Here is a 13316-nt window from a genome sequence, read left to right as displayed (position 1 = left end):
ATGTCGAAGCTGGGAGATCTCGGCGCCAAGCTGTACCGCGGTGAGGTCGGCTACGACTTCGTCGGCAAGCGCTTCGTCTGGTACGGCGTCTCCATCCTGATCACCATCACGGCGGCCGTCGCCCTGGCCGTCCAGGGCCTCAACATGGGCATCGAGTTCAAGGGCGGTGCCGTCTTCACCACCCCGAAGACGAGCGTGTCCGTCGCGCGGGCCACCCAGGCCGCGGAGAAGGCCTCGGGGCACGACGCGATCGTGCAGGAGCTCGGCACCGGCGGGCTGCGCATCCAGATCTCCGGTCTGGACACCGACTCCGCCGCCTCCGTGAAGAAGCAGCTCGGCACCGACCTCAAGGTCGACGCGGGCCAGATCAACGCGGACCTGGTCGGCCCGAGCTGGGGCGAGCAGATCGCGAACAAGGCCTGGACGGGCCTCGCGATCTTCATGGTCCTCGTGGTGGTCTACCTCGCCATCGCCTTCGAGTGGCGGATGGCCGTCGCGGCCCTGGTCGCGCTGATCCACGACCTCACCATCACCGTCGGCGTGTACGCGCTGGTCGGCTTCGAGGTCACCCCGGGCACCGTGATCGGTCTGCTGACCATCCTCGGTTACTCCCTCTACGACACCGTCGTCGTCTTCGACGGTCTCAAGGAGGGCGCGAAGGACATCACCAAGCAGACCCGCTGGACCTTCAGCGACGTCGCCAACCGCAGCATCAACGGCACGCTGGTCCGCTCGATCAACACCACCGTCGTGGCGCTGCTGCCGGTCGCGGCCCTGCTGTTCATCGGCGGCGGCTTCCTCGGCGCGGGCATGCTCAACGACATCTCGCTGTCGCTGTTCGTCGGTCTGGCGGCCGGCGCGTACTCCTCGATCTTCATCGCCACCCCGCTGGTCGTGGACCTGAAGGAGCGCGAGCCGGCGATGAAGGCGCTGAAGAAGCGCGTGCTCGCCAAGCGGGCGGCCGCGGCCGCCAAGGGCGAGGACGTCGAGGGCGGCGCCGAAGGGGACGACACCCCCGAGGTCGTGGCCCAGGGCGGCCAGGGGAGGCGGCGCCGGTGACCACCGCATCCTGCACCCCCGAGGTCCGCGAGCTGCTGCTCAGCCGGATCACGGACGTCGTGGACTACCCGAAGCCGGGCGTGGTGTTCAAGGACATCACCCCGCTGCTCGCCGACCCGAAGGCGTTCGGCGCGCTGACCGACACCCTGGTGGAGCTGGCCGGCCGGTACGGCGCGACGAAGATCGTCGGGCTGGAGGCGCGCGGGTTCATCCTCGCGGCCCCGGTCGCCGTGAAGGCGGGCATCGGCTTCATCCCCGTGCGCAAGGCCGGCAAGCTGCCGGGCGCCACGCTCGCCCAGGCGTACGAGCTGGAGTACGGGACGGCGGAGATCGAGGTCCACGCGGAGGACCTGTCGGCCGGTGACCGGGTCATGGTCATCGACGACGTCCTGGCCACCGGCGGCACCGCCGAGGCCTCGCTGGAACTGATCCGGCGGGCCGGTGCCGAGGTCGCCGGTGTGGCGGTCCTGATGGAGCTGTCGTTCCTCCCGGGGCGCGAGAAGCTGTCCGGGGCCCTCGCCGGGGCTCCGCTGGACGCGCTGATCGTGGTCTGACCCCGCTGTGCCGAAGCGGCGGGTGCCCGGGAATCCCGGGTACCCGCCGCTTTCGTGTGCGGCACCGCTGCCGGGGCGCTGCCCCCGGGCCGTCGGAGGCTGAGGCGGGGTGGAACGGGGCTGGGGCCGTATCTCGCGGAGCGGCCGGGGAGAACGGGTCGGCGGAACCCTCGCTACCATGGTTTATCCGGACCTGACCGGGGCCCCGGAACCTCCCCCAGACTCCGTCCGGGGGGACCCCCAGAGGAGCGCTCTTGCCAGACGAGGTCCAGCCGCCACTCTCTGCCTCGCAGCCCGACCCCAAGGCCGAGCCGGCCGCGGCGGCAGCAGCGACGCCCCAGCCGGCCCCGCCGGTCAAGCCCCTTCCGGCCAAGCCGGCCGGGTCTTCCAACCGGGTGCGCGCCCGGCTGGCCCGTCTCGGCGTGCAGCGTTCCAACCCGTACAACCCGGTACTGGAGCCCCTGCTCCGTATAGTCCGCAGCAACGACCCGAAGATCGAGACGGCGACGCTGCGCCAGATCGAGCAGGCGTACCAGGTCGCCGAACGCTGGCACCGCGGCCAGAAGCGCAAGAGCGGCGACCCGTACATCACCCACCCGCTCGCGGTGACCACGATCCTCGCCGAGCTCGGCATGGACCCCGCCACCCTGATGGCGGGCCTCCTGCACGACACCGTCGAGGACACCGAGTACGGCCTCGACCAGCTCCGCCGCGACTTCGGCGACGCCGTGGCCCTCCTCGTCGACGGGGTCACCAAGCTCGACCGGGTCAAGTTCGGTGAGGCGGCCCAGGCGGAGACCGTCCGCAAGATGGTCGTCGCCATGGCCAAGGACCCGCGCGTCCTGGTCATCAAGCTCGCCGACCGCCTGCACAACATGCGCACCATGCGCTACCTCAAGCGGGAGAAGCAGGAGAAGAAGGCCCGCGAGACCCTCGAGATCTACGCGCCGCTGGCCCACCGCCTCGGCATGAACACGATCAAGTGGGAGCTGGAGGACCTCGCCTTCGCGATCCTCTACCCCAAGATGTACGACGAGATCGTGCGCCTCGTGGCCGAGCGCGCCCCCAAGCGCGACGAGTACCTCGCCGTCGTCACCGACGAGGTGATGGTCGACCTGCGCGCGGCCCGGATCAAGGCCACCGTCACGGGCAGACCCAAGCACTACTACAGCGTCTACCAGAAGATGATCGTCCGCGGCCGTGACTTCGCGGAGATCTACGACCTGGTGGGCATCCGCGTCCTCGTGGACACCGTCCGGGACTGCTACGCGGCCCTCGGTACCGTGCACGCGCGCTGGAACCCGGTCCCCGGCCGGTTCAAGGACTACATCGCGATGCCCAAGTTCAACATGTACCAGTCGCTCCACACGACGGTCATCGGACCCAACGGCAAGCCGGTCGAACTCCAGATCCGCACCTTCGACATGCACCGCCGCGCCGAGTACGGCATCGCCGCCCACTGGAAGTACAAGCAGCAGACCGTCGCCGGCGCCTCCAAGATCCGCACCGACGTCCCGCAGGCCGCCAAGGGCAGCGCCGGCCAGGACACGGTCAACGACATGGCCTGGCTGCGCCAGCTCCTCGACTGGCAGAAGGAGACGGAGGACCCGGGCGAGTTCCTCGACTCCCTGCGCTTCGACCTCTCCCGCAACGAGGTCTTCGTCTTCACCCCCAAGGGCGACGTCATCGCCCTGCCCGCCGGGGCCACCTCCGTGGACTTCGCGTACGCCGTCCACACCGAGGTCGGCCACCGCACCATAGGGGCGCGGGTCAACGGGCGGCTCGTGCCGCTCGAGTCGACCCTCGACAACGGTGACCTGGTCGAGGTCTTCACCTCCAAGGCCGAGGGCGCCGGCCCGTCCCGCGACTGGCTGGGCTTCGTCAAGTCCCCGCGGGCCCGCAACAAGATCCGCGCCTGGTTCTCCAAGGAGCGCCGCGACGAGGCCATCGAGCACGGCAAGGACGCCATCGCGCGGGCCATGCGCAAGCAGAACCTGCCCATCCAGCGGATCCTGACCGGCGACTCCCTCGTCACCCTCGCGCACGAGATGCGCTACCCCGACATCTCCTCCCTCTACGCGGCGATCGGCGAGGGCCACGTGGCCGCGCAGGGCGTCGTGCAGAAGCTGGTCCAGGCCCTCGGCGGCGAGGAGGCCGCCAACGAGGACATCGAGGAGAGCGTCCCGCCGTCCCGCGCCCGCACCAAGCGGCGCGGCAACGCCGACCCGGGCGTGGTCGTCAAGGGCGTCGACGACGTGTGGGTGAAGCTGGCCCGCTGCTGCACGCCGGTCCCGGGCGACCCGATCATCGGCTTCGTCACCCGCGGCAGTGGCGTATCGGTTCACCGCGCCGACTGCGTCAACGTCGACTCCCTCTCCCAGCAGCCCGAGCGGATGCTGGAGGTGGAGTGGGCCCCGACCCAGTCCTCCGTCTTCCTCGTCGCCATCCAGGTCGAGGCGCTGGACCGGTCCCGGCTGCTGTCGGACGTCACCCGGGTCCTGTCGGACCAGCACGTCAACATCCTCTCGGCGGCCGTGCAGACCTCCCGTGACCGGGTGGCCACCTCCCGGTTCACCTTCGAGATGGGCGACCCGAAGCACCTGGGACACGTCCTGAAGGCCGTACGGGGCGTCGAGGGCGTCTACGACGTCTACCGCGTGACCTCGGCCCGCAGGCCGTAGCACCCGCCCGGCCGGGCCCGGACCGGCCAACGGACGTGGGCGCCACCCCCGAGGGGGTGGCGCCCACGTTCACCTCCGGCGCGGCGGCCCGGTCAGGGGCAGCCCCACCACACGAAGTTGAGGTTGCCGCCGAAGAGCGCGGACACCGCCGTGGCCGAGCCGACGATCCACACCACGGTGCTCCGCCGGGCCCTGGCCAGGGCCAGCGCGAAGGGGAACAGCAGCGGGAACGCCGGCATGATGAAGCGCATCTTCGAGAAGTAGAAGCCCGCCCCGCCCAGCGCCATCAGCATGATCATGGCTGCGAAGATCCACACCACCATGGGGGGCCGGCGCCGGCGCGTCATCAGCACGAACAGCACCACCGCCGTGACCACGGTCAGCGAGACCACCACGTGGTTGAGGGTCGTGTGCACCTCGGTGAAGGTCTTCTTCAGCTCGCTGAGGGTGTCGAACCCGCCGTCGTACACCGAACCCCAGCGGCGCTGGAGCTCGAAGTAGCCGTCCCAGCGCCCGAAGTGCCAGCCGACGTAGCCCACGTACCCGAACCAGCCCAGCGGGGCGATCAGCGAGGCGGTCACGATCCGCCCCACCGGGGGCCGCTGCGAGCGGCGCCCGCGGCGCCACTGCACGTACTCCCAGACCCCCGCCAGCACCACGGCCGCGACGATCGCCGAACCCGAGGGCCGGGTGGCCCCCGCGAAGAAGGCCAGCACACCGGCCGTCAGCCAGGACTTCGTCATCACCGCGTACATCGCCCACACGGACAGGGCGAGGAACAGCGGCTCGGTGTACGCCATCGACTGGACGAGCGCCGCCGGCACGATCGCGAACAGGGCGCAGGTGAAGAGCGCGACCCGGCGTCCGTAGATCTTGTCGGTGACGGCGAAGATGCCCCACGCGGCGACCACCGACGCCAGCAGCGCCAGCCCCATCGCCACCCAGTTCATGGGCAGGTGCGTGACGAACGAGGTGTACCGCACCAGCATCGGGTAGACGGGGAAGAACGCCATCTGGCAGCTCGGCCCCGCGAACGCGCACGGCGACGGCGTCGCCAGCGGGGTCGTCAGACCGTTCTCGGCGATGTGCAGGTAGTAGACGGCGTCCCAGCGCCCGCCCAGGATCTCCAGCGGCCGCACGTCCTTGCGCACGGCCCAGATGGCCATCACGGCGAGCCCGGTCGCGCGCAGGGCGATGTGGATCAGCAGCGCCTTGCGGGCCCGCTTCAGGTTGGCGAGTACGCGCCGTCCGACACCGCGGAGTCCGGAGTCCTTCTCGCCGGACACCGGTTCGGCGACGAGAAGTGAGTCGGGGACATCAGCGCGTATCTGGGTATGCGTCACATTCGATCCTGGTCGTCGCCCGGCAGAAGGCCGCCGAGGCGGCACCGTACAACGTTACACAGGTGGAGGGTGCAACCCGCGCGCACCCTGTGTTGAATCCGCGTAACGAATCGGACCCATATACGGCGGACGGGCACCACCGGGGGTGACCGGTGGTGCCCGTCCGAAGTCCCTCAGGGGCGTCAGCCGCCGAACTCCTCCAGGCCCTTCAGCGCCTGGTCCAGCAGGGCCTGGCGGCCCTCCAGCTCACGGGACAGCTTGTCGGCCTTGGAGTTGTTCCCGGCCGCGCGCGCGGCGTCGATCTCACCGCGCAGCTTGTCGACGGCCGCCTGGAGCTGCCCCGTCAGACCGGCGGCACGCGCCCGCGCCTCCGGGTTCGTACGGCGCCACTCGCCCTCCTCGGCCTCCTGGATGGCCCGCTCCACGGCGTGCATCCGGCCCTCGACCTTGGGACGGGCGTCCCGCGGCACGTGGCCGATGGCCTCCCAGCGCTCGTTGACCGAGCGGAACGCGGCCCGGGCCGCCTTCAGGTCCGTCACCGGGAGGATCCGCTCCGCCTCGACGGCCAGCTCCTCCTTCAGCTTCAGGTTCTCGACCTGCTCGGCGTCCCGCTCCGCGAAGACCTCGCCGCGCGCCGCGAAGAACACGTCCTGCGCACCGCGGAAGCGGTTCCACAGGTCGTCCTCGGCCTCGCGCTGCGCCCGGCCCGCCGCCTTCCAGCTGTCCATCAGCTCGCGGTAGCGGGCGGCCGTCGGACCCCAGTCCGTCGACTTCGACAGCGACTCGGCCTCGGCGACCAGCTTCTCCTTCGCCTTACGGGCGTCCTCGCGCTGGGCGTCCAGCGCGGCGAAGTGCGCCTTGCGGCGCTTGGAGAAGGCGGACCGGGCGTGCGAGAAGCGGTGCCACAGCTCGTCGTCCGACTTGCGGTCGAGACGGGGCAGCCCCTTCCAGATGTCCACCAGCGCGCGCAGCCGCTCGCCGGCGCTGCGCCACTGGTCGCTCTGCGCCAGCTGCTCGGCCTCGGTCACCAGGGCGTCCTTGGCCGTACGGGCCTCGTCCGCCTGCTTGGCCTTCTGGACCTTGCGCTCCTCGCGCCGCGAGTCCACCGACGCGACCAGCTTGTCGAGCCGGACGCGCAGCGCGTCGAGGTCACCGACGGCGTGGTGCTCGTCCACCTGGGTCCGCAGGTGATCGATGGCCGTCTGGGCGTCCTTGGCGGACAGATCGGTGGTCCGCACCCGCCGTTCGAGGAGGCCGATCTCGACCACCAAGCCCTCGTACTTGCGCTCGAAGTAGGCCAGGGCCTCCTCAGGGGTGCCCGCCTGCCACGAGCCGACGACCTGCTCGCCCTCGGAAGTACGCACGTACACGGTGCCGGTCTCGTCGACTCGGCCCCACGGGTCGCTGCTCACAGCGCCTCCTCCACCTGATGCCGCGCGGGGTCGTGACCCCCCGGCATCGTCCACAGTTTCCTGGGGCGGGCAGCGCCCGCCCTGCACAACGCCAACATAGGCGACCGCCGGGCCGGCTGTCCGCATCCCGCACGACGGAATCTCGGCGTACGGGCCGCGGGGCCGGCCGGGGCGGGGGCGCCTGGTCCCGTCAGTCCTTCGTGACGGTGGCCTTCTCGATGTTCACGGGGGTCTTCGGGGCGCCGTCCTGGGCGCCGTCGGCGGTCCCCGCCTTGGCGACCTCCTCCAGCGCCTTCAGCCCGGCCGCGTCGATCTTCCCGAACGGGGTGTACGAGGGGGCGAGGGGGCTGTCCTTGTAGACGAGGAAGAACTGGCTGCCGCCGGTACCGGGCTGCCCGGTGTTGGCCATCGCCACCGTGCCGGCCGGGTAGATCACCTGCCCCTGCTCGTTCGGCTTGCCCAGGGAGTCCAGGTTCTCGTCCGGGATGGTGTAGCCCGGGCCGCCCCGGCCGGTGCCCTCGGGGTCGCCGCACTGGAGCACGTAGATCCCCGAGGTCACCAGGCGGTGGCACTTGGTCTTGTCGAAGAAGCCCTTGTCGGCGAGCGACTTGAAGGAGTTGACCGTCTGCGGGGTCTTCGAGGCGTCCATCCCGAACTTGATCTCGCCCGCGCTGGTCTTCAGGTCGAAGGTGTACTTCGCCTTGTCGTCGATCGCCATCGCCGGGGAGGGCGACTTCTTCGGCTCGGGGGACGGGGAGGCCGAGGGCTCGGCCGCGGAATCGTTCTTGTCCTTGGAGTCGAAGACGCCGCCCGCGATCAGGCCGATCAGCGCCGCGATCACCGCGGCCGAGGCCGCACCGATGATCGCGAGGCGCTGCCGCGACTTGCGGCGGGCCTCCGCGCGGCGCTTCTGCTGGCGCTCGTACTTCTCCCTGGCGAGCTGTCGCCGCCGCTGATCGCTCGTGACCACCGGGTCGTCTCCTTGTACGTCTCTGGTACCGCTGTCCGGGCTCGGTTAGGCCGTACCGTATATGGGTTCGCTGTGTAATGAGGGGCGCCGGTAGGCTCTGAGCAGCAGATTCCGAACTGCTGCCGCCCGCCGGACGACGATTGAGGACGAACGTGCTGATTGCCGGGTTCCCCGCCGGGGCCTGGGGGACCAACTGCTACCTGGTCGCCCCCGCCGCGGGTGAGGAGTGCGTCATCATCGACCCGGGCCACCAGGCCGCCCAGGGAGTCGAGGAGACGCTGAGGAAGCACCGTCTCAAGCCCGTCGCGGTCGTCCTGACCCACGGCCACATCGATCATGTGGCCTCGGTGGTCCCGGTGTGCGGAGCGCACGACGTTCCCGCCTGGATCCACCCCGAGGACCGCTACATGATGAGCGACCCGGAGAAGGCCCTCGGCCGCTCCATCGGGATGCCCCTCATGGGGGAGCTCACCGTCGGCGAGCCGGACGACGTCCGCGAGCTGACCGACGGCAGCGCCCTGAAGCTGGCCGGGATGGAGTTCTCCGTGGCGCACGCGCCCGGGCATACCAAGGGGTCGGTGACCTTCGGGATGCCCGAGCAGGCCGACGTTCCGCCGGTCTTCTTCTCGGGCGACCTGCTCTTCGCCGGCTCCATCGGACGCACCGACCTGCCCGGCGGCTCCCACGCTGAGATGCTCCAGTCGCTGGCCCGCGTGTGCCTGCCGCTGGAGGACTCGACGGTGGTGCTGTCCGGCCACGGTCCCCAGACCACCATCGGCCGCGAGCGCGCCACCAACCCGTACCTGCGGGAAGTGGCGGCCGGGCTGGGGGACGGCACCGCCGCCCCACGACGAGGAATGTGACGAGTTTCGTGAGCACCTTCAAGGCCCCCAAGGGCACGTACGACCTGCTGCCGCCCCGCTCCGCCCGCTTCCTGGCGGTGCGCGAGGCGATCGCCGCGCCCCTGAAGAACTCGGGCTACGGATACGTGGAGACCCCCGGCTTCGAGGACGTGAAGCTGTTCTCCCGCGGCGTCGGCGAGTCCACCGACATCGTCTCCAAGGAGATGTACACCCTCACCACGAAGGGCGGCGACGAGCTCGCCCTGCGCCCCGAGGGCACCGCCTCCGTGCTGCGCGCGGCCCTCCAGGGCAACCTGCACAAGCTCGGCAGCCTGCCCGTCAAGCTCTGGTACTCCGGCTCGTACTACCGCTACGAGCGCGCCCAGGCGGGCCGCTACCGCCACTTCTCCCAGGTCGGCGCCGAGGCGATCGGCGCCGAGGACCCGGCGCTGGACGCCGAGCTGATCATCCTCGCCGACCAGGCGTACCGCTCGCTGGGCCTGCGCGACTTCCGCATCCTGCTGAACTCGCTCGGCGACAAGGAGTGCCGCCCGGTGTACCGGGAGGCGCTCCAGGGCTTCCTGCGCGGCCTCGACCTCGACGAGGAGACCGTCCGCCGGGCCGAGATCAACCCGCTGCGCGTCCTCGACGACAAGCGGCCCGACGTCCAGAAGCAGCTGGTCGGCGCGCCCGTGCTGCGCGACTACCTGTGCGACGCGTGCAAGGCGTACCACGAGGAGGTCCGGGCGCTGGTCACGGCCGCCGGGGTCGCCTTCGAGGACGACGAGAAGCTGGTGCGCGGCCTCGACTACTACACCCGCACCACCTTCGAGTTCGTCCACGACGGCCTGGGCTCGCAGTCCGCGGTCGGCGGCGGCGGCCGCTACGACGGCCTGTCCGAGATGATCGGCGGGCCGGCCCTGCCGTCCGTCGGCTGGGCGCTGGGCGTCGACCGGACCGTGCTGGCCCTGGAGGCCGAGGGCGTGGAGCTGGACATCCCGGCGGCCACGTCGGTCTTCGCCGTCGCGCTGGGCGAGGCCAAGCCGGCGGTCTTCGGACTGGTGACCGAGCTGCGCAAGGCGGGCGTCGCGGCCGACATGTCGTACGGCGGCAAGGGCCTGAAGGGTGCCATGAAGGACGCCAACCGCAGCGGGGCGCGCTTCGCGGTCGTCGCGGGCGACCGCGACCTCGCCGAGGGCGTGGTCCAGCTCAAGGACATGGAGTCCGGCGAGCAGAGCGCCGTGCCGGTGGCCGACCTCGTCGCCGAGGTCCGGGCCCGCCTGGCCTGACGCGGGACACGGGACACCGCCGGGGGCGGGACGGGGGAGCGCCCTCCGTCCCGCCCCCGGCGCGTTTCGACCGTCCTTATACCGATCGAACGGAAGGCGGTCCCCCGGGTACGGCACAATGGCCCGTGCTTGATGACCTTGCCGATGTGTGATGTGGAGCGGGCGGGATGACGACGACGGGCGCTGGCGCGGACACCTCTCCGCGGACCTACGGCGGCAGCCGGGCGCTTGCCCTGCTGCTGGTCATCACCGGAGCGGCGGCGCTGCTCGCCGCCTGGGTGATCACCATCGACAAGTTCAAGCTGCTGGAGGACCCGAACTTCACCCCGGGCTGCAGCCTGAACCCGGTCGTCTCCTGCGGCAACATCATGAAGAGCGAGCAGGCCTCGGCCTTCGGGTTCCCCAACCCGATGCTGGGGCTCGTCGCCTACGGCATCGTCATCTGCGTCGGCATGAGCCTGCTCGCCGGGGCCCGCTTCGGCCGCTGGTACTGGCTCACCCTGAACGCCGGCATGCTCTTCGGCGTCGGGTTCTGCGCCTGGCTGATGTACCAGTCGCTGTACAACATCAACTCCCTGTGCCTGTGGTGCTGCCTGGCCTGGGTCTGCACGATCCTGATGTTCTGGTACGTCACCTCGCACAACGTCCGCCAGGGCCTGCTGCCCGCCCCCGGCTGGCTGCGCGGCTTCCTGGACGAGTTCACCTGGGTGCTGCCCGTCCTGCACATCGGGATCATCGGGATGCTGATCCTGACCCGCTGGTGGGACTTCTGGACCTCCTGAGCCTCGGGGGCCGTCCCGGCGGGTCTGTCGGTGGGCTGGCATAGGCTCTGGGTGTGGAACCAGACCTCTTCACCGCAGCCGCCGAGGAACGCCAGGAGAAGGACCCGGCCAGTTCCCCGCTGGCCGTCCGGATGCGCCCGCGCACCCTGGACGAGGTGGTCGGCCAGCAGCACCTGCTGAAGCCCGGCTCACCGCTGCGCCGGCTGGTGGGGGAGGGCGCCGGGGGACCGGCCGGAGCCTCGTCGGTGATCCTCTGGGGGCCGCCGGGGATCGGCAAGACCACCCTCGCGTACGTGGTCAGCCAGGCCACGCAGAAGCGGTTCGTCGAACTGTCGGCGATCACGGCGGGGGTCAAGGAGGTCAGGGCCGTCATCGAGGGCGCCAAGCGCGCCGCCGGCGGCTACGGCAAGGAGACCGTCCTCTTCCTCGACGAGATCCACCGCTTCAGCAAGGCCCAGCAGGACTCCCTGCTGCCCGCCGTGGAGAACCGCTGGGTCACCCTGATCGCGGCGACCACGGAGAACCCGTACTTCTCGATCATCTCCCCGCTGCTGTCGCGCTCCCTGCTGCTGACGCTGGAGCCGCTGACCGACGCCGACCTGAGCGGGCTGCTGCGGCGGGCCCTGGAGGAGGAGCGGGGGCTGGGCGGCGCGGTCTCGCTGCCCGCCGACGCCGAGGCGCACCTGCTGCGGATCGCCGGGGGCGACGCCCGCCGCGCGCTGACCGCGCTGGAGGCGGGGGCCGGATCGGCCATCGCCAAGGGCGAGGGGGAGATCACCCTCCAGACGCTGGAGGAGGCCGTCGACCGGGCGGCGGTCCGCTACGACCGGGACGGCGACCAGCACTACGACGTGGCCAGCGCCCTGATCAAGTCGATCCGGGGCTCCGACGTGGACGCGGCGCTGCACTACCTGGCCAGGATGATCGAGGCCGGCGAGGACCCCCGGTTCATCGCGCGGCGGCTGATGATCTCGGCGAGCGAGGACATCGGCCTGGCGGACCCCACCGCCCTGCCGCTGGCGGTGGCGGCGGCCCAGGCGGTGGCGATGATCGGCTTCCCGGAGGCCGCGCTGACCCTCTCCCACGCGACGATCGCGCTGGCGCTGGCCCCGAAGTCGAACACCGCCACGACGGCGATCGGCGCGGCGCTGGCCGACGTCCGGGCCGGACTGGCCGGGACGGTACCGGCGCACCTGCGGGACGGGCACTACAAGGGCGCGGCCAAGCTGGGCCACGCGGTGGGGTACGTGTACCCGCACGACGTGCCGGGGGCGATCGCCGCGCAGCAGTACGCGCCGGACGAGATCCACGGCAAGCGGTACTACGAGCCGACGCGGTACGGGGCGGAGGCCCGCTACGCGGACGTGGTGGAGAAGGTCCGCGAACGCCTCCGCGGCGCGGGCTGACCCGCCCGCCTGCGGCGCTTCTCCCCGCCCCGCCCTTCCTCCGTCCCCGCCTCAATCGCCGGCGCGGCTACAAGATTCGCCTCAAGCGCCGGCGGGGCTATTCACAGCCGACAAGTGGCGGCCGCCCCGGCAGGAACTGCTCGGTACCTGCCCTCAGTGAGCGGCCGCCGTGAACAGGGAGCGCATGGCCCGGCGCAGGCCGCAGACGTCCGTGACCGGCTCGGGGAAGTCGAAGCGGGCGTCGAAGGCGGCCCGGCCGGGCCCGCGGGTGAAGCGGACGCGCAGCCCGAGCCGGTCCAGGGCCAGCGGCACGGGGGTCAGCCCGGCCGCCTCCCGGGAGCCCAGCAGCCCGCACAGGGCGGCGAGGCGTTCGGGGTGGACGGAGGCCAGGTGCTGGAGGAGCTCCGCCTCGTGCGCCGTCATCGGGTCCGGTTCGGCCGCCGCCAGCTCCTCCGGGTCCACCCGCCCGGCGCCCCACAGGTCGTCCACGAAGATCTCGCCGACCTCCAGCCGCAGCAGCATCCAGGCCGGACGGCCGCTGTACGGGGCGTCGAGGGACTCCCTCAGCCCGAGCAGCTCGCCCACCGGCTGGCGCTCGGCCATGAGCGCGGCGCAGGGGGCGCGGTCGTCCCCGCGCACCGGGGTCAGCCATCCGGCGAGCCGGGCGCGGCCGCGTATACGATGGGGGACGGACACCGGCGCCACGTCCGTGATCTCGATCACGGCGGGGAGGTCGTCGTCCTGGGCGTGAGCGGCGGCCCTGGCCGCCGCGGATTCCCCTGGCACAAGGAGAATCACGTCCCCGTCCGGGGTGACGGTCCGAGCGACCGGCGCCCCTGTCCCGCACTCTCCCTGGTCACGGGTCCACACCTGGTCCCGAGCACCCGGCAGCGTGAGGGATACTGAGGCGTTGGACTCTACGAGGGTTCGTACGCGTTCGGCTCCGGTGAGCTGCCGAACGCCTTCCCTGGGACGCGG

11 protein-coding genes are annotated in these 13316 nt (G+C 71.3%); 7 read left to right on the top strand and 4 right to left on the bottom strand.

Translation table 11 applies throughout. From position 1 onward, the window contains the following. The 3 genes from secF (at position 1) to ABT403_RS16930 (ending at position 4294) form a co-directional block, all read left to right on the top strand. Entirely contained in the window at positions 1–1059 is a 1059-nt protein-coding gene (gene secF, locus ABT403_RS16940; RefSeq protein WP_344159333.1) for a protein translocase subunit SecF, read from the top strand. After that, positions 1056–1613, top strand: a complete 558-nt coding sequence (locus ABT403_RS16935; protein ID WP_344159336.1) for an adenine phosphoribosyltransferase — start codon at positions 1056–1058, stop codon at positions 1611–1613. Before secF ends, ABT403_RS16935 begins: the two co-directional genes overlap by 4 nt. A 254-nt stretch (positions 1614–1867) precedes the next feature. Then, positions 1868–4294: a RelA/SpoT family protein gene (locus ABT403_RS16930; RefSeq protein ID WP_425580196.1), complete on the top strand. Its 2427-nt coding sequence runs from the start codon at positions 1868–1870 to the stop codon at positions 4292–4294. 92 nt (positions 4295–4386) lie between these two features. On the opposite strand, the gene ABT403_RS16925 is transcribed toward ABT403_RS16930, so the two are convergent. From ABT403_RS16925 to ABT403_RS16915, 3 genes are all read right to left on the bottom strand, one after another. Then, positions 4387–5637, bottom strand: a complete 1251-nt coding sequence (locus ABT403_RS16925; RefSeq protein WP_344159339.1) for a glycosyltransferase family protein — start codon at positions 5635–5637, stop codon at positions 4387–4389. 182 nt (positions 5638–5819) lie between these two features. After that, positions 5820–7049: a DUF349 domain-containing protein gene (locus ABT403_RS16920; RefSeq protein ID WP_344159343.1), complete on the bottom strand. Its 1230-nt coding sequence runs from the start codon at positions 7047–7049 to the stop codon at positions 5820–5822. 190 nt (positions 7050–7239) lie between these two features. Further along, entirely contained in the window at positions 7240–8019 is a 780-nt protein-coding gene (locus ABT403_RS16915; RefSeq protein ID WP_344159346.1) for a peptidylprolyl isomerase, read from the bottom strand. 152 nt (positions 8020–8171) lie between these two features. Between ABT403_RS16915 and ABT403_RS16910 the strand changes: the two genes are divergently transcribed. The 4 genes from ABT403_RS16910 to ABT403_RS16895 all read left to right on the top strand — a co-directional run bounded on the left by ABT403_RS16910 (position 8172) and on the right by ABT403_RS16895 (position 12338). Then, positions 8172–8882, top strand: coding sequence for an MBL fold metallo-hydrolase (locus ABT403_RS16910; protein ID WP_344159350.1), 711 nt, complete (start codon positions 8172–8174; stop codon positions 8880–8882). A gap of 8 nt (positions 8883–8890) precedes the next feature. After that, positions 8891–10150 carry a histidine--tRNA ligase gene (hisS, locus tag ABT403_RS16905; protein WP_344159353.1) on the top strand — a complete coding sequence of 420 codons (1260 nt, stop codon included), beginning with the start codon at positions 8891–8893 and terminating at the stop codon, positions 10148–10150. A gap of 167 nt (positions 10151–10317) precedes the next feature. Beyond that, the gene (locus ABT403_RS16900) at positions 10318–10932 is read left to right on the top strand and encodes a vitamin K epoxide reductase family protein (protein WP_344159356.1); all 615 of its coding nucleotides are present in this window, start codon (positions 10318–10320) and stop codon (positions 10930–10932) included. A gap of 53 nt (positions 10933–10985) precedes the next feature. After that, a complete protein-coding gene (locus ABT403_RS16895; RefSeq protein WP_344159359.1) occupies positions 10986–12338 on the top strand; it encodes a replication-associated recombination protein A in 1353 nt (450 codons plus the stop codon). Positions 12339–12491: 153 nt separating this feature from the next. Here ABT403_RS16895 and ABT403_RS16890 read toward each other — a convergent pair whose 3' ends face one another. Next, complete coding sequence (locus tag ABT403_RS16890; protein WP_425580197.1) at positions 12492–13208, bottom strand: DUF2470 domain-containing protein; 717 nt, start codon at positions 13206–13208, stop codon at positions 12492–12494. Between the last annotated feature and the right edge of the window lie 108 nt (positions 13209–13316).

This window comes from Streptomyces sp. NPDC000075 (assembly GCF_040301925.1).
GTDB lineage: Bacteria > Actinomycetota > Actinomycetes > Streptomycetales > Streptomycetaceae > Streptomyces > Streptomyces polychromogenes.
Note: the sequence above shows the minus strand (reverse complement) of the source record. Positions and strands in the feature narration are given on the sequence as shown.